The 19,496-nt window shown below is 60.1% G+C and carries 14 protein-coding genes and 3 rRNA genes; 8 read left to right on the top strand and 9 right to left on the bottom strand.

Annotation, left to right across the window (positions count from 1 at the left end):
- Window positions 1–308: 308 nt before the first annotated feature.
- The gene (locus AC5WNI_RS15815; RefSeq protein WP_175090764.1) at window positions 309–851 is read left to right on the top strand and encodes an LOG family protein; all 543 of its coding nucleotides are present in this window, start codon (window positions 309–311) and stop codon (window positions 849–851) included.
- Window positions 852–974: 123 nt separating this feature from the next.
- On the opposite strand, the gene olsF is transcribed toward AC5WNI_RS15815, so the two are convergent.
- The gene (olsF, locus tag AC5WNI_RS15820) at window positions 975–2,756 is read right to left on the bottom strand and encodes a bifunctional ornithine lipid synthase OlsF (protein ID WP_175090765.1); all 1,782 of its coding nucleotides are present in this window, start codon (window positions 2,754–2,756) and stop codon (window positions 975–977) included.
- Between the two features lie 212 nt (window positions 2,757–2,968).
- On the opposite strand from olsF, the gene AC5WNI_RS15825 reads away from it, so the two are divergent.
- Window positions 2,969–3,937, top strand: coding sequence for an NAD(P)H-quinone oxidoreductase (locus AC5WNI_RS15825; protein ID WP_043336555.1), 969 nt, complete (start codon window positions 2,969–2,971; stop codon window positions 3,935–3,937).
- Window positions 3,938–4,144: 207 nt separating this feature from the next.
- Here the strand turns inward: AC5WNI_RS15825 and AC5WNI_RS15830 are convergent, their stop codons facing one another.
- The gene (locus AC5WNI_RS15830) at window positions 4,145–4,645 is read right to left on the bottom strand and encodes a 3'-5' exonuclease (protein WP_043336558.1); all 501 of its coding nucleotides are present in this window, start codon (window positions 4,643–4,645) and stop codon (window positions 4,145–4,147) included.
- A 266-nt stretch (window positions 4,646–4,911) separates the two neighbouring features.
- On the bottom strand, window positions 4,912–5,397 hold the full coding sequence (locus AC5WNI_RS15835; protein ID WP_043336560.1) for a tetratricopeptide repeat protein: 486 nt from the start codon (window positions 5,395–5,397) through the stop codon (window positions 4,912–4,914).
- 317 nt (window positions 5,398–5,714) lie between these two features.
- Here AC5WNI_RS15835 and AC5WNI_RS15840 point away from each other — a divergent pair, with 317 nt between their 5' ends.
- The 3 genes from AC5WNI_RS15840 to yaaA all read left to right on the top strand — a co-directional run bounded on the left by AC5WNI_RS15840 (window position 5,715) and on the right by yaaA (window position 8,176).
- Window positions 5,715–6,746, top strand: a complete 1,032-nt coding sequence (locus AC5WNI_RS15840) for an NADP(H)-dependent aldo-keto reductase (protein WP_175090766.1) — start codon at window positions 5,715–5,717, stop codon at window positions 6,744–6,746.
- An 81-nt stretch (window positions 6,747–6,827) separates the two neighbouring features.
- Window positions 6,828–7,280, top strand: coding sequence for a DMT family transporter (locus AC5WNI_RS15845; protein WP_175090767.1), 453 nt, complete (start codon window positions 6,828–6,830; stop codon window positions 7,278–7,280).
- Window positions 7,281–7,387: 107 nt separating this feature from the next.
- Window positions 7,388–8,176 (top strand): peroxide stress protein YaaA, encoded by a 789-nt coding sequence (yaaA, locus tag AC5WNI_RS15850; RefSeq protein WP_285461967.1) that lies wholly within the window; start codon window positions 7,388–7,390, stop codon window positions 8,174–8,176.
- A 25-nt stretch (window positions 8,177–8,201) separates the two neighbouring features.
- Here yaaA and AC5WNI_RS15855 read toward each other — a convergent pair whose 3' ends face one another.
- Window positions 8,202–8,807 carry an isochorismatase family protein gene (locus tag AC5WNI_RS15855; protein WP_254627233.1) on the bottom strand — a complete coding sequence of 202 codons (606 nt, stop codon included), beginning with the start codon at window positions 8,805–8,807 and terminating at the stop codon, window positions 8,202–8,204.
- Between the two features lie 74 nt (window positions 8,808–8,881).
- Here AC5WNI_RS15855 and AC5WNI_RS15860 point away from each other — a divergent pair, with 74 nt between their 5' ends.
- The gene (locus tag AC5WNI_RS15860; protein ID WP_175090769.1) at window positions 8,882–9,781 is read left to right on the top strand and encodes a Tim44 domain-containing protein; all 900 of its coding nucleotides are present in this window, start codon (window positions 8,882–8,884) and stop codon (window positions 9,779–9,781) included.
- 766 nt (window positions 9,782–10,547) lie between these two features.
- On the opposite strand, the gene rrf is transcribed toward AC5WNI_RS15860, so the two are convergent.
- The 3 genes from rrf to AC5WNI_RS15875 all read right to left on the bottom strand — a co-directional run bounded on the left by rrf (window position 10,548) and on the right by AC5WNI_RS15875 (window position 15,472).
- Window positions 10,548–10,663 (bottom strand): 5S ribosomal RNA (rrf, locus tag AC5WNI_RS15865).
- Window positions 10,664–10,801: 138 nt separating this feature from the next.
- Window positions 10,802–13,689 (bottom strand): 23S ribosomal RNA (locus tag AC5WNI_RS15870).
- Between the two features lie 242 nt (window positions 13,690–13,931).
- Window positions 13,932–15,472 (bottom strand): 16S ribosomal RNA (locus tag AC5WNI_RS15875).
- Together the 16S, 23S and 5S rRNA genes form the textbook arrangement of a ribosomal RNA operon.
- 304 nt (window positions 15,473–15,776) lie before the next feature.
- Between AC5WNI_RS15875 and AC5WNI_RS15880 the strand changes: the two genes are divergently transcribed.
- Entirely contained in the window at window positions 15,777–16,118 is a 342-nt protein-coding gene (locus AC5WNI_RS15880; protein WP_282627960.1) for a hypothetical protein, read from the top strand.
- A 3-nt stretch (window positions 16,119–16,121) separates the two neighbouring features.
- Here AC5WNI_RS15880 and pssA read toward each other — a convergent pair whose 3' ends face one another.
- Window positions 16,122–16,973 (bottom strand): CDP-diacylglycerol--serine O-phosphatidyltransferase, encoded by an 852-nt coding sequence (pssA, locus tag AC5WNI_RS15885; protein WP_175090355.1) that lies wholly within the window; start codon window positions 16,971–16,973, stop codon window positions 16,122–16,124.
- Between the two features lie 209 nt (window positions 16,974–17,182).
- Window positions 17,183–18,199: a ketol-acid reductoisomerase gene (gene ilvC, locus AC5WNI_RS15890; RefSeq protein ID WP_043337232.1), complete on the bottom strand. Its 1,017-nt coding sequence runs from the start codon at window positions 18,197–18,199 to the stop codon at window positions 17,183–17,185.
- Window positions 18,200–18,519: 320 nt separating this feature from the next.
- Here ilvC and ilvY point away from each other — a divergent pair, with 320 nt between their 5' ends.
- On the top strand, window positions 18,520–19,449 hold the full coding sequence (gene ilvY, locus AC5WNI_RS15895; RefSeq protein ID WP_175090354.1) for an HTH-type transcriptional activator IlvY: 930 nt from the start codon (window positions 18,520–18,522) through the stop codon (window positions 19,447–19,449).
- The last annotated feature ends 47 nt before the right edge of the window (window positions 19,450–19,496 follow it).

Genomic DNA, 19,496 nt, shown 5'->3' on the forward strand with positions numbered 1-19,496 from the left:
CTGCCTTGTTGTTCCGCGTCCGTCGAAGACGACGTCGCGATGAGTTGGGGTGCATCCCGGTGCAAGCTCACGGGGCGCCAGCGCCCGCCAGCCGTCGCCTGCGGGGGCGGCAAGGGTAGCAGAGCAGGCCCGCGAATGCAGGCGACAACGCCGAAACTCAGCACGCGGCCCGCATTGGCCACGGGGCAATGCCGAGTTCCTCATGGGCGTCATAGCGTCGCCGCACAACTCGCGTAGGATAGGAAGGACATGACATCAAGGCACGGCAGCAGCAGTGAGCGCCGCCGAGAAACATTCAGGAGAGCAACATGCATCGCATCTGTGTCTATCTGGGCTCCCGCGAGGGCGTCTCCCCGCAGCACCGTCAACTGGCCGAGGCTCTGGGCACGGCCATCGCCGAACGCGGCTGGGGACTGGTCTACGGAGGTGCGCGCGCCGGGCTGATGGGGGCATTGGCAGATGCCGCGCTGGCAGCAGGCGGTGAGGTGATCGGCGTGATCCCGCAGGTGCTGGTCCGCAACGAGAAGGCGCATACCGGTCTGACGCGCCTGATCGAGGTGGCGGACATGCATGAGCGCAAGGCGCAGATGGCCGCATTGGCAGATGCCTTCGTGACCCTGCCCGGCGGGATTGGCACCCTGGAGGAGTTGTTCGAGACCTGGACTTGGCAGTATCTGCGCTTTCACGCCAAGCCGATCGCTGTCCTCGACAGTGACGGCTTCTTCGCGCCCCTGCTCGAGTTTCTGGACCGCACCGTCGAGGCAGGCTTCCTCGATGCGGACACTCGCGCACGCCTGATCAGCGAGCGCGAGATCGCGCCCCTGCTGGAGCGTCTGGCGCCCGAGACGTGAGGCATGAGACGTAAGGCCTGACAGGCTGTCGTGTCACTCCCCATCAAGCGCGTACGCCGCCGCCATGGGGAGTGACGATGCGAGCGGCCGCCTCAGTTCAGCGCGCTCTTTCAGCAGTGCGCCTCAGCTCAGCACCGCCTCGCCAACAACCTCAACGGTATCGTCCGAGGCGGCCTGTTGCTGAACGGGGCTGCCGATATAACGCGCCCGCTTGCTGGCGGTGACCTGCTCGACATCGACCATCACCAGGCCGTCGATGCAGTAACCGAAATCGGCGTCGACACTGAAATCGAGAAAACGGGTGCCACCGGGTTCGGTGACCTCGGCGTACTGCTTGTAGAGCGTCGGTACCGTCACGCCCATCGCATCCAGCTGGGCACGCAGGCGGCGGAAATCGCCATCGGCATCCTGGCCATCGAACAGGCGCTCCGCCTCATGGGCGGCGCTGCCCGGCACGCTCCGGGCGACAGGCGCCCGCGCGCGCGCCAAGCCTTCATCGTCGCCATAATAATGACGGTAGTAGCTGACGGTCAGCGCCCTGGCGGGCTCCGGGTAGCTGTTGGAAAGCGTGACCGGGCCGAACAGCCAGCGAATCTCGGGATGACAGCGCAGATAGGCGCCCAGCCCCTGCCACAGGTAATCGAGGCTGCGCCGCCCCCAGTAACGCGGCTGCACGAAACTGCGCCCCAGCTCCAGACCGTCCTGCATGCGCTCGAACATCTCCGGTGTAAAGCGGAACAGGGTCGGGCTGTAGAGCCCCTTCTCGCCATGTACCGCCATGATCTTTCGCACCTCTCCGATGCGATAGGCACCGGCGATCTCGAGGTCGGCGTCATCCCACAGCACCAGATGCCTGTAGTGGGCGTCATAGCGATCGATATCGCGCCGCTCGCCGGTGCCCTCGCCGACACGCCGGAAACTGATCTCGCGCAGACGACCGATCTCGCGCATCACGCTGGAGCCCGGGAAGGCATCGAACAGGTAGATCTTCTTGCCGTCACGAGTCTCGCCCAGCAATTCACAGGGCGTCAGCTCTTCCCGCAGCGCCTGGCGTTCCTCCGGATGGCCGATGGCCTTCTCTGTCACGAACAGGCCACGCTTGCCGCGCCCGATGCGATACAGATGCTTGCGTAGCAGACGCGTCTTGGCGTTGGTATTGAGGGCATCACTGTCGAGGCGCTCCAGCGGAATCAGCTCGCCGATGCGCAGCTTGAGCTGCCGCTCGCGCTGGCGAAACATCTCGTGGGCCAGCAGGGGCGTGCCGAAGCTGCGATTGATCGACGACAGCGCATAGAAGAGCGTCGAGTTGCGACCGCTGACGTGGATAGGCAGCACCGGCGCATTGGTCTTGCGCGCGAAATGCAGGAAACCCGACAGCCACTTGCCGTCGCGCGGCCCGGTCGGGCCTGCACGCGAGACCTCGCCGGCCGGAAAGATGATCACGGCCTCTTCATTCATCAGCGCATCGCAGATCTGACCACTGCTCTTGCGATAGCCACGTCGACTGAGGTTGTCCAGTGGCAGCAGCAAGGGTGCCAGCGGCTCGACCTTCATCAGGATGTCGTTGGCGACGATCTTGACGTCGCGGCGCACTTCGCCGACCAGCTTGAGCAACGCGAGTCCATCCAATGACCCCAGCGGATGATTGGCGACGATGACGACACGCCCGTAGGCCGGAATGTTCTCGCGCTCCCGCGAGGACACCGAGTAGCCGAAGGAAAAGTGATCGAGCACGCGGTCAATGAAATCAAAGCCGCGCTGGTCCGAGTTCTCGCCGAGGAAGGCATTGATCTCCCCCTCATGCACCAGGCGTCGCAGCATGGCCAGAGCTGGCCGTCGGATCAGCGGGTGACGTTTGGCAAAGGCAGGATACTTGGCAGCGATGACGCGGGCAGTATCGATCATGCTCTCTCCTTGGCCGCACGGAGTGCGGAGCGCGATGTCTGGATCATGGGGCTTGATATCACGTCAGGTTCGCGCCACTTCATGACAGATGCGTCACAGTCCCCGTACAGTGAGATGACAGTCGCCCACGTGGACCGCGGCCGATGCGCCTCGGCACAGAGATCATCCGCGTACGAACAGGCAGCGCGACTGCCACGCCAAGGAGAGAGCGAATGTTTGCGATAGCCGTCGAGAATGAATCACTGGTCTGGCAGGAAACCGAGGCCCCGCACGGGATTGCCTCGGATGAGGTGCGTATAGAAGTAGCCTGGGCCGGCGTCAATCGCGCCGATCTGATGCAGCGTGCCGGCCAATATCCGCCCCCCGAAGGCGCCAGTCAGATTCTGGGACTGGAAGTCAGCGGCACCATTCGTGAGGTTGGCCGCCACGTCGAGCGCTTCAAGGTCGGTGATCCGGTCTGTGCGCTGCTGTCCGGTGGCGGCTATGCCGAGGAGGTGGTCGTCAATGCCCTGCAGGTGTTGCCAGTGCCGGAGGGCTATAGCCTGAGAGACGCCGCCGCCCTGCCGGAGATGTTCGCCACCGCCTGGCTGAACCTGTTCATCGAGGGCAATCTCAAGCACAAGGAGCGCGTACTGCTGCACGCAGGTGCCAGCGGTATCGGTACTACCGCCATCCAGCTTTGCGGGCTGTTCGGGCATCCGTGCTTCGTGACCGTCGGCAGCCAGGAGAAGCTGGAGACCTGCCTGCGCCTCGGCGCGGATGCCGGCTGGAACCGCCACGATGGCAGCTTCGTCGAGGCCGTGAACGACTGGGGCGGTGCCGACATGATTCTCGACCCGGTAGGCGGCGGTTATCTGGCCGACAATCAGCAGGTGCTGAAGCAGGACGGCCGCATGGTGTTGATCGGCCTGATGGGCGGGCGCATGGATGAGCTGGATCTGGGCCGCATGCTGATGAAGCGTCAGCGCCTGATCGGCTCGACCCTGCGTTCGCGCTCTCCCGATGGCAAGGGCATGGTGCTGGATGCGCTCTACGTGCATGTGTGGCCACGCCTGGCGCGGGGTGAGCTGCGCCCGCATATCGACAAGAGCTGGCCGATCCAGGAAGCCGATGCCGCGCATGCCTATGTGCAGGACAACGCCAGCACCGGCAAGGTGCTGCTGGCGGTGACAGGCGCCTGAGCCTCATCATGGCGCTGATGACATCCGCAGCATGAAAAAACGGCAGTATAAAAAAGCGGCAACCCGTTGGGCTGCCGCTTTTTTGGCTTTATTGGCACGATCTCGTGCTTGCAGCTCCGCCTGACAACTTCTGACCTGACAACACCCGGCTTGACTGCAGTGTCGCTAATGCCGCCAAGCGTAGACCCCGAGGCGCCTCGCGCAGGCTTATTCGCTGCGCCCGATCGACTGGGCCTTCTGCCAGGTAAGTTGCAACAGGCGGGCGTCGTCTCCGGCGCGATGGCGCTGGATGCCACCCTCGGCGATCACCGCTTCCTTGAGCTCCGCCCAGCAATTCAGCTGCTCCTCATCGAGCAGCCGTCTGAGCGCCTCGAGACGGAAGCGCGGCAGCATGCCGGCATGATAGAACAACAGCGAGAGCCAGGTATTGTCGTAGCCCCAGCTGTCGCTGTAGGCGATTCCGGCCTCACCCAGCTCATCATTGACCCACTGCGCCACCTCGCGCACTGGCCGCCCTTCGCGTGCCAGCCGTGCCCGTGAGATGCCGTGCAACAGCTCCGCCTTGGGGTCCCAATGCACCCACTCATCAAGAGGCTGTATCAGGAAGGCGCAACTGCTGCCGTCGGCACGCGCCAGCCCGATCTCGATCGGATAGCTACCACGGCCAAAGCCGGAGGCTTCAATATCGAGCAGAATAGGCAGCGTCACACGAATCTCCCAAGGTATCTCAGGCAGACAGGGCCCGGGCGAGAAGAGGTTGAATGTCCTCAGGTTACGGGAATTGCCCCCTGCTTGGCGAGTCCTGAACACGACGCTGTCAACGCAGACATCAGGTCGATCTGCTCCATCACGCAGGCATCACGTTCAAGAGACGCGCCCGGGAAGGCCAGAGACGACAACGCCCTCACGAAGAGGGCGTTGTCAGTGGCAGCGAGGGCAGTACAGCAGCTGGTGCATCCGATCAGTACATCAGCTCAGTGCAGGTCTGCCTCACCACCCGTGCGGGCGTGGGCTTCCCACTGCTCGGCCTTGTGCGGGCAGACCGCCAGGCCAAGGGAACCTTCACGATAGGCTCGCGCCAGGCGCTGGGCCGCGAGAGCATGGCGGCACTCGGCCGCACGCGCGTACCAGGTCACGGCCTTGGCCGGATCGCTCTGATACTGGGCACAGCCATACTCATAGATACGCGCCGCCTGATACTGGGCATGCACGTCACCGGCCTGCGCGGCCTTGATGACGAAACGCGCGCCCTTGGCCTTTTCCTGAGCGGAGTTGCCGCGCTGGAACAGCATGTGCCCGTACAATGACAACGCACCGGTGTGACCGGCGTTGGCGCAGTGATTGAACAGACGCATGGTCAGACGATGCTTCTGCTGAGAGCCGGACAGCCAGGAGGCGTGGAACAGACGCTCCGCCAGGCGGTATTTCAGTCCAGTCATCAGGGTTGGGGCCTGCGGCATGACGAGTAACCTTGATACAGAATAAGAGGGGTGACGCCGTGTCCTGGCCCGATCCTGAGCCCGCGACGCTATTCTCCTTGCCAACACTGTCAGTTTGCCCTTGCGGGCGGCCTAGAAAGACTGCTCCCCTGACAGCGGGGCGCCAAGCATACTCGCGCAATCGGGGGGACTCAAGCCCGCCTTGTGGGTTTTTGTTACGCTGCTAATATGTGCGCCATCCTTGGGATAAAGTACGCGCGCGAACCACGCGCCACGCGCGTGCTGGAAGCACTCGTCCTGCCCGCTACATTGACACCTACCCGATAAGGGGATCCTGCATGCAACGTAGAGCTCTTGGCCGTACTGGCATCGACGTCAGTCTGCTATGCCTTGGCACCATGACCTTCGGCGAGCAGAACAGCGAAGCCGATGCCCACCAGCAGCTGGACCGCGCGCTCGACGCTGGCATCGACTTCATCGATACCGCCGAGATGTACCCGGTGCCCCCGAATGGCGAGACCCAGGGCCGTACCGAGGAATACATCGGCAGCTGGCTGGCGGCACGCGGCAATCGTGATCAGGTCAAGATCGCCACCAAGGTCACCGGCCCGGGCATGGATTACCTGCGCGGTGGTTCACGCCTGACGCGTGAGCAGATCATCGCCGCCTGTGACGACAACCTGCGTCGTCTGGGCACCGATTACATCGATCTCTATCAGCTGCATTGGCCGGACCGCAAGACCAACTTCTTCGGCAAGCTGGGCTACCAGCCGACCGAAGATGAAGACATGACGCCGCTGGAGGAAAGCCTGTCAGCCCTCGGCGAGCTGGTCACCGCCGGCAAGATCCGCGCCGTGGGCCTGTCCAACGAGACGCCGTGGGGCGTGATGCAGTGCCTGAACCTGGCCGAGCGTCTGAATCTGCCGCGCGTGGCCAGCGTCCAGAACCCGTACAACCTGGTCAACCGCAGCTTCGAAGTGGGCCTGGCCGAGTTTGCGCACCGTGAAGATGTCGGCCTGCTGGCCTACTCGCCGCTGGCCTTCGGCACCCTGTCCGGCAAGTATCTGGACGGTGCCCGTCCACAAGGCGCTCGCCTGACGCTGTTCGAGCGTTTCCAGCGCTACAACGCCGAGCCGGCTCAGCACGTCATCGCCTGCTACGTGGACATCGCCCGCCGTCACGGCCTGAATCCGGCCCAGATGGCCCTTGCCTTCGTCAACACTCGTCCGTTCCTGACCAGCAACATCATCGGTGCCACGACGATGACCCAGCTGGAAAGCAACATCAAAAGCCTCGAGGTGGAGCTGAGCGAAGAAGTGCTGGCCGAGATCGAGATGATCCACAACACCGCGCCCAACCCGTGTCCCTGAATCACCTCTGACCCGTAGCGGATACACAACCCCCGACAGGCCGGCCATCATGACCGGCCTGCTCGTGACCAAGGACCCCTCATGAATCTCGCTGAATTGAGCATGATCCTCATGGCTGTCGCCGCCGGTGCCATGATGCCGATTCAAGCTGGCGTCAACTCCACACTGGCCCTGCAGACTCACAGCTCGCTCATGGCTGCCATGGTCAGCTTCGTGGTCGGCTCGATCGCGCTCGTCGTCATCGTGCTGGCCATGCGCCTGCCCATGCCGGGCGTCGGCGCCCTCAAGGCGGCCCCCTGGTGGAGCTGGACCGGCGGTCTGTTGGGTGCCTTCTTCGTCGCGGCCAGCGTGATACTGGTCCCCAAGCTGGGCGCTGCCACCATGATGGCCACCTTCCTGGCGGGGCAGCTGACGGCCTCGGTAGTGCTGGACCACTTCGGCTGGGCGACCTTCCCGCAGCATGATCTTTCGCTGGGGCGCGTGGCAGGCGTCCTGCTGCTGTTCGCGGGGGTCTTCCTGATCCGCCGCTATTGATGCCTCTGGCGTCACGCAGTGCAATCTATGGCCCCGATAGTCCTGACGGACTCGGGGCCATCTTGTCTGCCTGATATACTGAGACCTTTCCCTGCCTGGAGGTCTACATGCTGAGTGTGATTTCGCCCGCCAAATCGCTGGATTTCGACAGCGCCCCCGTGACCTCCCGTCATAGCCAACCCGATTTTCTCGAGCAGGCTCAACCACTGATCGACATCCTGCGCGAGCAGTCGCCGCAGGACATCGCAAGCCTGATGAAGCTCTCCGACAAGCTGGCCGGCCTCAATGCCGCTCGCTTCCAGGAATGGCAGCCGCCCTTCACGCCGGAGAATGCCAAGCAGGCAGTACTGGCCTTCCAGGGGGATGTCTATCAGGGCATGGCGGCAGAGACGTTCAGCGAGGAAGACTTCGAACGCGCACAACACAAGCTGCGCATTCTCTCCGGCCTCTATGGACTGCTGCGCCCGCTGGATCTTATCCAGCCATACCGCCTCGAGATGGGGACGCGTCTGAGCAATCCAGCCGGCAAGGATCTGTATGCCTACTGGCGCAAGACACTGACACCGGCACTGGAACAGGCCGTCGAAGAGAGTGGCACACCGATACTGGTCAACCTGGCCTCCAATGAATACTTCAAGGCCATCGATGCCAAGGCGTTCCGCCATCGCATCGTGACGCCGGTCTTCAAGGACGAGAAGAATGGCCAGTCCAAGATCATCAGCTTCTACGCCAAGCGTGCACGCGGCCTGATGAGCGCCTGGATGCTCAAGCACGATATCGAGACAGCCGAAGACCTCAAGGACTTCGACGTAGCCGGTTACCGCTTCTCCAATGCCGCCTCCGAGGTCGATACGCTGGTCTTCACGCGCAGTGAGGCCGACGCGGCACGCGCCTGATACGTGATGGCAGGCACTTCACGCCTCACCCCCCCAGCCCCGGGAAAGTCAGGTGTTCCGCGGCGCGCGGTTTGAAGTAACGGCGATGAATATCGCCGAACAGGACGTGGTCTGCACACCCAAGCCATTCATACGCCACCATCTCGGCACTGACGATACTGGCGCCCGCGGCCTCGCAGCGGGCCACTCCCAGCGCCGCCTCCCGCGGGCGGCGACTGGCGATCCCATCGGCGACCAACGCCACTCGATAGCCTGCGCCGCATAGGGACAGCACGGTCTGCATCACACAGACATGCGCCTCGGCACCACACACCACCAACTGGTCACAGCCACTCTGCTCCAATGCCTTGCAAAAGTCCTGCGCATCCAGCGCACTGAAACTGCGCTTGGTGAAGCAGCGTGTGCGTTCGCTCAACAGGTGCGTCATCGGGGCACTTGCGCCTAGCTTGTCGGGGCAATGCTCGGTCAGCCAGACGGGAATTTCCAGCGCCTGGGCGATTCCGCCCAGCCAGATGGCACTGTTGATGGCTTCGGTTCCGCCATTCAGAACCGGCATCAGGCGAGCCTGGAAATCGATCAGCAACAACAATGATCGCCTCGCCATCAGATGTTGAGACTTTTCGTCGTCCATTGGTCCTCCCACGACGATTCTAAGGCTAGAATGGAGCTTCCACTTACACGCTAGCGCATCCAAGGAGATCCCACATGCGCCATCTGTTCATCATGCTGATGGTCGGCTTGCTCGGCTTCGGTCTGAGCGTCGAACACGCAGAGGCCAAGCGCCTCGGCGGCGGCAAGAGTTTCGGTAGCTACTCACGCTCCGCTGACAGCGGAAAATCCTCCAGCTCACTGTTCGGCAGCAACAAGGCCACCAACAGCAGCACTGCAGCGAAGTCCAAGCCCTCCAGCGGCTTGTCCAAGTTTGCCGGGCCTATGGCAGGCCTGCTGGCAGGCGGTTTGCTGGCATCGCTGTTCTTCGGCGGCGCCTTCGATGGTCTGCGCATGACAGACTTCCTGATCATCGCGGTGATCGCCTTCATTGCCTTCAAGTTCCTCAGCGCGCGCAAGAAGGCCGCCATGGCGAGCGGCGGGCCGGCAGGTAGCGGTGGTGGTACCTCTACACGCCACGATGACCAGCCCCGCAATGTGCAGGCGCGTGAAGCGCATCAACCGCAAGGCGAGTCGCTGGCTCCTGCCGGTGGTATCGGGGCAGGCCTGACAGGCGGCGCCCCGACCAGCGAACCGGCCTGGTTCGACAAGGAGCAGTTCCTCGGCGGTGCTAAGGAACACTTCATGACCCTGCAGCGCGCCTGGGACAACAATGACCTGCCGCGCATTCAGGAGTACGTCACGCCAGAGCTCTACAATCTGCTGCGTGAAGAGCGCGCTCAGCAACCGGCCAACAACCGTACCGAGATCGTGCGTCTGTTTGCTGAACTGGGCAGCGTGCAGGAGATTGGCAAGCAGGCGGAAGCAACGGTCCTGTTCCACGGCGTGCTGGATGAAAATGGCGAGCAGAACGAGTTCAACGAGACTTGGCACCTGGTCCGTGAGCTGCGCGATGGCGCCGACTGGCACATCCAGGGCATCGAGCAGAACAGCTAAGACGCTCCTCTCACTGACATGACCTTCATTCCGTGAGGGCCACATCAGATGCCAAGGCGGCCGGATGATCACTCATCCGGCCGCTTTTTTTGTGTCTCGCTGCAGAAGATCACCGGAGGCTTCGCAACAGTTCGCCGAAGACCACAAAGGCACCGCCCCGAATGGCAGGCATAAAAAAACCGGCCACTGGGGAAGTGACCGGCGGATAGGCTGCTCGACTGCAAGGCAGGAGCGCCAGATCGCAAAAAGTCTGCTGATGGGATAGCACAGACAAGTTTCTAAGCAAGGGAACGTCGAAACTCACATACTCAGAGTCGCCAATAGCGCTTTAGTTCAGCCTGATCGCATAAAACATGCGCAACACTGAGGTGCAGAACCCGCGACGCCTGATCAGCTCCCACCATCAGCCAGCTGTACCCAGGATTCCAGCAAGAGTTGCCTGCCCCTGGAAACTCTTCATGCTCGACAAGCCCTTGTGGGTAATTCAGGTGCCACTCCCATGTTCCGGTTGTCCACAGGCGGATCCCTGCGCGCTTCCCTTCATCAGCAGGACTGGTTGCGCTTCTACGCTCTGTCACATACTGAACCGCCCCTGCAGCAAGGCTACAGGGCGGTTCAGTATAAGTGCCTGACGAGGATCGGGGCGGCCATCCGCGACTCTTGCAGGGAGAAACTGTTCTAGCCGCATTCTTTCCTGAGCCCACTTTTCCTGCGCACAAAGAGAACCGCCCCTGCAGCAAGGCTGCAGGGGCGGTTCAGTATAAGTGCCTGACGATGACCTACTCTCACATGGAGAAACTCCACACTACCATCGGCGCTAAGCGGTTTCACTTCCGAGTTCGGCATGGGATCGGGTGGTTCACGCTCGCTATGGTCGTCAGGCGAAACGGTGGCATCTTGCGATGCCTGAGTCCCGAGGCTTGTGGCCTCGCGACTCGCAATATGAATCATGCTGACCGATATGTCGTCGATCCTGTCGCAATCCCGGCGGTTTGCCGGAGCAAACCCCTTGGGTGTTATATGGTCAAGCCTCACGGGCAATTAGTACTGGTTAGCTCAACACATTGCTGTGCTTCCACACCCAGCCTATCAACCTTGTAGTCTTCAAGGGCCCTTCAGGAGGCGCAAGGCCTCAGGGAAGTCTCATCTTGAAGGGGGCTTCCCGCTTAGATGCCTTCAGCGGTTATCCCGTCCGAACGTAGCTACCGGGCAATGCCATTGGCATGACAACCCGAACACCAGAGGTTCGTCCACTCCGGTCCTCTCGTACTAGGAGCAGCTCTTCTCAAACTTCCGACGCCCACGGCAGATAGGGACCGAACTGTCTCACGACGTTCTAAACCCAGCTCGCGTACCACTTTAAATGGCGAACAGCCATACCCTTGGGACCGACTTCAGCCCCAGGATGTGATGAGCCGACATCGAGGTGCCAAACACCGCCGTCGATGTGAACTCTTGGGCGGTATCAGCCTGTTATCCCCGGAGTACCTTTTATCCGTTGAGCGATGGCCCTTCCATACAGAACCACCGGATCACTAGAACCTACTTTCGTACCTGCTCGACGTGTCTGTCTCGCAGTCAAGCACCCTTATGCTCTTGCACTCAATGCACGATTTCCAACCGTGCTGAGGGTACCTTCGTGCTCCTCCGTTACTCTTTAGGAGGAGACCGCCCCAGTCAAACTACCCACCATACACTGTCCTCGATCCGGATGACGGACCTGAGTTAGAACGCCAATGATGTCAGGCTGGTATTTCAAGGTTGGCTCCACCGCATCTGGCGACGCGGTTTCAAAGCCTCCCAGCTATCCTACACAGACAACATCAGCATCCAGTGTAAAGCTATAGTAAAGGTTCACGGGGTCTTTCCGTCTAGCCGCGGGTACACAGCATCTTCACTGCGATTTCAATTTCACTGAGTCTCGGGTGGAGACAGCGTGGCCATCATTACGCCATTCGTGCAGGTCGGAACTTACCCGACAAGGAATTTCGCTACCTTAGGACCGTTATAGTTACGGCCGCCGTTTACCGGGGCTTCGATCAAGAGCTTCGGACGAATCCTAACCCCATCAATTAACCTTCCGGCACCGGGCAGGCGTCACACCCTATACGTCCGCTTGCGCGTTTGCAGAGTGCTGTGTTTTTAATAAACAGTTGCAGCCACCTGGTATCTTCGACCGGTAGGAGCTTACGGAGCAAGTCCTTCACTCGAACCGGTGCACCTTCTCCCGAAGTTACGGTGCCATTTTGCCTAGTTCCTTCACCCGAGTTCTCTCAAGCGCCTTGGTATTCTCTACCTGACCACCTGTGTCGGTTTGGGGTACGGTCGCATGTGATCTGAAGCTTAGAGGCTTTTCCTGGAAGCGTGGCATCGATGACTTCCTGACCGTGGTCAGTTCGTCTCGCATCTCGACCTCAGAGGAACCGGATTTGCCTGATTCCTCGGCCTACATGCTTTCACCAGGACAACCAACGCCTGGCTCACCTAGCCTTCTTCGTCCCCCCATCGCAACCACATCCGGTACGGGAATATTAACCCGTTTCCCATCGACTACGCGTTTCCGCCTCGCCTTAGGGGCCGACTCACTCTGCTCCGATTAACGTAGAACAGAAAACCTTGGTCTTCCGGCGGGGGAGTTTTTCACTCCCCTTATCGTTACTCATGTCAGCATTCGCACTCGTGATACCTCCAGCAGACTTCTCAATCCACCTTCATTGGCTTACACGACGCTCCTCTACCGCTCATCCAGAGGATGAACCCGTAGCTTCGGTACCTGATTTAGCCCCGTTATATCTTCCGCGCAGGCCGACTCGACTAGTGAGCTATTACGCTTTCTTTAAAGGATGGCTGCTTCTAAGCCAACCTCCTAGCTGTCTGAGCCTTCCCACATCGTTTCCCACTTAATCAGGATTTTGGGACCTTAGCTGACGGTCTGGGTTGTTTCCCTTTTCACAACGGACGTTAGCACCCGCTGTGTGTCTCCCACGCTGCACTCACTGGTATTCGGAGTTTGCCTCGGGTTGGTAAGTCGGGATGACCCCCTAGCCGAAACAGTGCTCTACCCCCAGCGGTGATACGTGAGGCGCTACCTAAATAGCTTTCGAGGAGAACCAGCTATCTCCGGGCTTGATTAGCCTTTCACTCCGATCCACAGCTCATCCCAGCATTTTTCAACATACTTGGGTTCGGGCCTCCAATTGATGTTACTCAATCTTCACCCTGGCCATGGATAGATCGCCCGGTTTCGGGTCTATACCCTGCGACTGGTCGCCCAGTTAAGACTCGGTTTCCCTACGCCTCCCCTATACGGTTAAGCTCGCCACAGAATATAAGTCGCTGACCCATTATACAAAAGGTACGCGGTCACACCACGAAGGTGCTCCCACTGCTTGTACGCATACGGTTTCAGGATCTATTTCACTCCCCTCGCCGGGGTTCTTTTCGCCTTTCCCTCACGGTACTGGTTCACTATCGGTCAGCCAGGAGTATTTAGCCTTGGAGGATGGTCCCCCCATGTTCAGTCAAGGTTTCTCGTGCCCCGACCTACTCGATTTCACGTGACTCAGACTTCGACTACGGGACTATCACCCTGTATCGTCAGGCTTCCCAGCCTGTTCGTCTGTCAGTTGTCACGCTTAAGGGCTGGTCCCCGTTCGCTCGCCGCTACTTGGAGAATCTCGGTTGATTTCTTTTCCTCCGGGTACTTAGATGTTTCAGTTCCCCGGGTTTGCCTCTATAGGTTATGTATTGGCCTATAGATACTCACCTGATGGTGAGTGGGTTTCCCCATTCGGAAATCGTTGGGTCGCAGGGTATTTGCCACCTCGCCAACGCTTATCGCAGGCTATCACGTCCTTCATCGCCTCTGGCTGCCAAGGCATCCACCGTATGCGCTTAATCGCTTGACCATATAACCCCAAGGGGTCTGTCAAGGATTACGAATCTGTCGGACCTCTCCGACATATCGTGTTGATGGAGATGTGCTTGGCGCACATTCCATCGTCAGCATGATTCACATTGTTAAAGAGCGGCTGTTCAGAGAACAGTGAGAAGCGCGCTCTATTGAGCACGCTTGCCACTGCCGGCTAAGCCAGCAATAAGATCAGGTAATTCGTTGTGAGCACTTGCCGCGAGCGATAGACAGTGTCGATAAGGAGGTGATCCAGCCCCAGGTTCCCCTAGGGCTACCTTGTTACGACTTCACCCCAGTCATGAACCACACCGTGGTGATCGCCCTCCCGAAGGTTAGGCTAACCACTTCTGGTGCAGTCCACTCCCATGGTGTGACGGGCGGTGTGTACAAGGCCCGGGAACGTATTCACCGTGGCATTCTGATCCACGATTACTAGCGATTCCGACTTCATGGAGTCGAGTTGCAGACTCCAATCCGGACTGAGGCAAGCTTTATGGGATTGGCTCCACGTCGCCGTATTGCAACCCTTTGTACTTGCCATTGTAGCACGTGTGTAGCCCTACCCGTAAGGGCCATGATGACTTGACGTCGTCCCCACCTTCCTCCGGTTTGTCACCGGCAGTCTCCTTAGAGTTCCCGACATTACTCGCTGGCAAATAAGGATAGGGGTTGCGCTCGTTACGGGACTTAACCCAACATTTCACAACACGAGCTGACGACAGCCATGCAGCACCTGTCTCAGAGTTCCCGAAGGCACCAATCCATCTCTGGAAAGTCCTCTGGATGTCAAGGGTAGGTAAGGTTCTTCGCGTTGCATCGAATTAAACCACATGCTCCACCGCTTGTGCGGGCCCCCGTCAATTCATTTGAGTTTTAACCTTGCGGCCGTACTCCCCAGGCGGTCAACTTATTGCGTTAGCTGCGCCACTAAGTCCTCAAGGGACCCAACGGCTAGTTGACATCGTTTACGGCGTGGACTACCAGGGTATCTAATCCTGTTTGCTACCCACGCTTTCGCACCTCAGTGTCAGTGTCAGTCCAGAAGGCCGCCTTCGCCACTGGTATTCCTCCCGATCTCTACGCATTTCACCGCTACACCGGGAATTCTACCTTCCTCTCCTGCACTCTAGCCAAGCAGTTCCAGATGCCGTTCCCAGGTTGAGCCCGGGGCTTTCACACCTGGCTGACTTAGCCACCTACGCGCGCTTTACGCCCAGTAATTCCGATTAACGCTTGCACCCTCCGTATTACCGCGGCTGCTGGCACGGAGTTAGCCGGTGCTTCTTCTGCGAGTGATGTCTTTCCTCGGGAGTATTAATCCCGAGGCGTTCTTCCTCGCTGAAAGTGCTTTACAACCCGAAGGCCTTCTTCACACACGCGGCATGGCTGGATCAGGCTTTCGCCCATTGTCCAATATTCCCCACTGCTGCCTCCCGTAGGAGTCTGGGCCGTGTCTCAGTCCCAGTGTGGCTGATCATCCTCTCAGACCAGCTACGGATCGTCGCCTTGGTGAGCCGTTACCTCACCAACAAGCTAATCCGACATGGGCTCATCCGATAGCGCAAGGTCCGAAGATCCCCTGCTTTCTCCCGTAGGACGTATGCGGTATTAGCCTGAGTTTCCCCAGGTTGTCCCCCACTATCGGGCAGATTCCCATGCATTACTCACCCGTCCGCCGCTCGACGCCTCCTAGCAAGCTAGGATCGTTTCCGCTCGACTTGCATGTGTTAAGCCTGCCGCCAGCGTTCAATCTGAGCCATGATCAAACTCTTCAGTTGAAAGCTTGATAGTCTGTTAAGCAGACCAAACTTGGTTCAGAGTCAAACTTCTCGTGAGAGGCTTGCTCCGATATTTGGCGACCTTGTCACCACTCATCGGCAAGCGCTCACACGAATTACCTGATCAAATTTTTAAAGAGCATCGCTGTGAAGCGAGGAGGCACATTCTACCCGGAACGCTTGAGAAGTCAAGCACTTGATGATGAGTCAATCGACTGCCTCTAAGCATCATCAAGCGGTGAGGAGCGTTGCCCGATCACCTGTCCCGTAAGGAGTGCGGCGCATTCTAGCGAATCGCCCGGGATTGTCAATCGATGATTTCGAAGCGTGCTTCAAAAACATCAAGCAAAACAATCACCTGCAAACCTCTTTCACCGCTGGTAACGCCATGCGTCCCCGGCAGCGGATGCGTACTTTACGCACGAACCGCCGTGAGGGCAAGGGCTTTTTCAAGAGATTGTCATTCTCGGGACATGCAGATGACATCTCCGCTCAGCCCTTCTCTTCTCTCCTCGATCTTGTCTCTCTTCATCTTCTTGCTCTTGCCTCGTTTTTGCTTGCTGACATCTTCCCTTGGCCAGCAACGCATTCGGCCCCGCCAAGAATGGCGGGGCCGAATATCGATCATCACACTGCTGGCAGCTGACGCTTACTTGTTGCCGCGCAGCTTGCGCCCCAGCGCCATGATCGGGCCACTGGCGACATAGCAACCGAACAGGCCCAGCAGCATCACGGACGGCTCCAGCGAGATGACCACGAAGGCCAGCACGATGGCGAGCAGCGCCACGAAGGGCACCGGCCCCTTGAGGTCGATTTCCTTGAAGCTGTAGTAGCGGATGTTCGACACCATCAGGATACCGGCAGCCGCGACCACGAAGACCATCAGCGACTTGAAGGCGAAGGTCTCGGCGTCGAAGTTGTGCATGGTCCATACGCAGCCGGCCACGAGTGCCGCCGCTGCCGGACTCGGCAGACCGATGAACCACTTCTTGTCGGTGGAGCCGATCTGGACATTGAAGCGCGCCAGACGCAGTGCAGCGCCTGCCACGTAGACGAAGGCGGCGATCCAGCCGATCTTGCCGACATCCTGCAGAATCCAGCTGAAGGTGACCAGCGCCGGCGCCACGCCGAAGGACAGCATGTCCGCGAGGCTGTCGTACTCGGCACCGAAGGCGCTCTGGGTGTTGGTCAGGCGCGCCACACGACCGTCCAGGCCGTCGAGCACCATCGAGACGAAGATGGCGATGGAGGCGTTGGCAAACTCCCCGTTCAGCGCGCACACCACAGCGAAGAAGCCGGAGAACAGCGCGGAGGTGGTGAACAGGTTGGGCAGCAGATAGATGCCACGCCGACGAACGGGCTTGCCGTCCTCGATGGCTTCTTCCACGACTTCGCTGTCGTCGGTGAACTCCTCCACTACCTTGTCCAGCACTGAACTGCTGCGGCGTGTCTGTGCTTCGGGGACTTCGTCTGCGCCGGGATGTCGATTTTCGTCAGTCATGGGATTCCTTGCATCATGCCTCGTCGTGGCAGGGTAACCACATTCTACACCTGCCAGTGAGCGCGAATAGTGGTGACACCCTAGCGGCCTCACCGTCGACTGTCACTTCCCTCCCCCATTCGATAGCGCTTATAGAGCAACAACGCAAGCGGGGCGCCCTCCTGATGGAGAGCGCCCCGCTCATTTCACGCCGGATCCAATAGTCAGGATCAGTTGCGTGACTTGTCGACCAGCTGGTTGGCAGTGATCCACGGCATCATGCCGCGCAGCTTCTCACCAGTCTGCTCGATCGGATGCTCGGCGTTCTGGCGACGACGGGCCGTCATGGACGGGTAGTTGGTGTTGCCTTCCTGGATGAACATCTTGGCGTATTCACCGCTCTGGATGCGCTTGAGCGCATTGCGCATGGCGACACGGGACTGCTCGTTGATGACTTCGGTGCCGGTCACATACTCGCCATACTCCGCGTTGTTGGAGATGGAGTAGTTCATGTTGGCGATGCCGCCTTCGTACATCAGGTCGACGATCAGCTTGAGCTCGTGCAGGCACTCGAAGTAGGCCATTTCCGGCGCGTAGCCCGCTTCGGTCAGGGTCTCGAAGCCCATCTTGACCAGCTCGACCGCGCCACCACACAGGACAGCCTGCTCGCCAAACAGATCGGTTTCGGTCTCGTCCTTGAAGGTGGTCTCGATGATGCCGGTACGGCCGCCGCCGACGCCTGCCGCGTAGGACAGTGCGATGTCCTTGGCCTGGCCAGTCGCATCCTGGTGGATGGCGATCAGGTCCGGGATACCGCCGCCCTTCACGAACTCGGAACGCACGGTGTGACCCGGTGCCTTCGGCGCGATCATGATGACGTCGAGGTCAGCACGCGGCACGACCTGGTTGTAGTGGACGTTGAAGCCGTGAGCGAAGGCCAGGGTCGCGCCCTGCTTCAGGTTCGGTTCCACCTGGTTCTCGTAGATGGCCTTCTGGTTCTCGTCCGGCGCCAGAATCATGACCAGGTCGGCAGCCTTGACCGCTTCCTCGACTTCAGCAACCTTCAGGCCAGCCGCTTCGGCCTTGGCCCAGCTGGAGGAAGAGCGACGCAGGGCTACGGTGACGTCGACGCCGGATTCCTTCAGGTTGTTCGCGTGGGCGTGGCCCTGGGAACCATAACCGAGGATGACCACTTTCTTGCCCTGGATGAGGGAGAGGTCACAATCCTTGTCGTAATAGAGTTTCATCGTCATTGCTCCTGGCGGCTCACCCCGTCAGCGGGATGGCGTGAGATCTTGAAAGAGTGTCTGTTGTTCTTGCGACCCTTCCCGCGAGGGAAAGGCGTATGACAGTGTCCAGCGCCGACGGCCATCTGTCTCGGCCGCTCTGCGTCCCCGGGAGGTCGTGCGCCTTGAATCAAGGTCTGCCGTCCTCCTCCTGCGCGGCGATGAGTCCACCTTACCTGCACCCAAGCATTGCGTAAAATGCTATATTTGCACCATCATATGCCGCAATACGCAACACAAGCCATTTCTCCCTTCAGCACTCACCGACAGCGGACTCCGGCATGGACAATCGCCAACTCAAGCAATTCCTGACCCTCGCCGAAACGCTGCATTTCGGGCGCGCCAGCACAGCCTGCCACCTGAGCGCCTCTGCACTGTCACGGGCCATCCGGGCCATGGAAGAAGAGCTGGGCGTCAGCCTGTTCGAGCGCGACAACCGCAGCGTCGCGCTGACACCGGCGGGTGAACGCTTCCGTCGTCATGCTCGCGAACTCCTGAGTCAATGGGATGACATTCGCCAGTCACTGCTGGAAGACAGCGATGAACTGCGCGGCGAGCTCTCCCTGTATTGCTCGGTGACAGCCAGCTACAGCTTCCTGTATGAGATTCTGGCCACCTTCCGTGCCCGCCATCCGCATGTAGAGCTCAAGCTGCATACCGGCGACCCCGCCGTGGCATTGGAACGCGTCCTGATGGGCCACGAGGACCTGGCGATCGCCGCGCGCCCCGACGTGCTGCCTTCCCGACTAGCCTTCACCGACTTCGCCGAGTCGCCGCTGCGCTTCATTGCCCCGCGCCGTGATGGCCCCGGCCATCAGCTGGAAGGCATCGACGAGGCGGACGATTCGGCGGCGAGTGATGACCACATCGACTGGACCCGCGTGCCGATGATCTTGTCGGAGACCGGCCTGGCGCGTGAGCGCTTCGATGCCTGGTGCCATGAGCGTGGCATCAAGCCTCGCCTATATGCCCAGGTCGCCGGCAACGAGGCCATCGTCAGCATGGTCGGGCTAGGCTTCGGGATCGGCGTGGTGCCACAGATCGTGCTCGACAATTCGCCGCTGGCCGATCAGGTGCGCATTCTCGATGTCGATCCGCCGCTGACCCCCTACAAGGTCGGCCTGTGCGTACAGGAAAAACGCCTGCGTCACCCGCTGGTGCGCGCATTGTGGGAGCAACTGCCCGGCTCGCCGCAGCGCCCCGCTGACTGATACCTGGTAGCGAGCCAACGAAAATGGCGCAGCAACGAAAACGGCGC

The organism is Cobetia sp. PDI-12MA, assembly GCF_059507695.1.

Bases quoted from the DNA above. Each gene is read 5' to 3' on its own strand.
- AC5WNI_RS15855 (WP_254627233.1), bottom strand. From the start codon at position 8,807: ATGGACGACGAAAAGTCTCAACATCTGATGGCGAGGCGATCATTGTTG.
- AC5WNI_RS15840 (WP_175090766.1), top strand. From the start codon at position 5,715: ATGCAACGTAGAGCTCTTGGCCGTACTGGCATCGACGTCAGTCTGCTA.
- AC5WNI_RS15815 (WP_175090764.1), top strand. From the start codon at position 309: ATGCATCGCATCTGTGTCTATCTGGGCTCCCGCGAGGGCGTCTCCCCG.
- AC5WNI_RS15835 (WP_043336560.1), bottom strand. From the start codon at position 5,397: ATGCCGCAGGCCCCAACCCTGATGACTGGACTGAAATACCGCCTGGCG.
- pssA (WP_175090355.1), bottom strand. From the start codon at position 16,973: ATGACTGACGAAAATCGACATCCCGGCGCAGACGAAGTCCCCGAAGCA.
- AC5WNI_RS15825 (WP_043336555.1), top strand. From the start codon at position 2,969: ATGTTTGCGATAGCCGTCGAGAATGAATCACTGGTCTGGCAGGAAACC.
- yaaA (WP_285461967.1), top strand. From the start codon at position 7,388: ATGCTGAGTGTGATTTCGCCCGCCAAATCGCTGGATTTCGACAGCGCC.
- AC5WNI_RS15860 (WP_175090769.1), top strand. From the start codon at position 8,882: ATGCGCCATCTGTTCATCATGCTGATGGTCGGCTTGCTCGGCTTCGGT.
- AC5WNI_RS15845 (WP_175090767.1), top strand. From the start codon at position 6,828: ATGAATCTCGCTGAATTGAGCATGATCCTCATGGCTGTCGCCGCCGGT.
- ilvC (WP_043337232.1), bottom strand. From the start codon at position 18,199: ATGAAACTCTATTACGACAAGGATTGTGACCTCTCCCTCATCCAGGGC.
- ilvY (WP_175090354.1), top strand. From the start codon at position 18,520: ATGGACAATCGCCAACTCAAGCAATTCCTGACCCTCGCCGAAACGCTG.
- olsF (WP_175090765.1), bottom strand. From the start codon at position 2,756: ATGATCGATACTGCCCGCGTCATCGCTGCCAAGTATCCTGCCTTTGCC.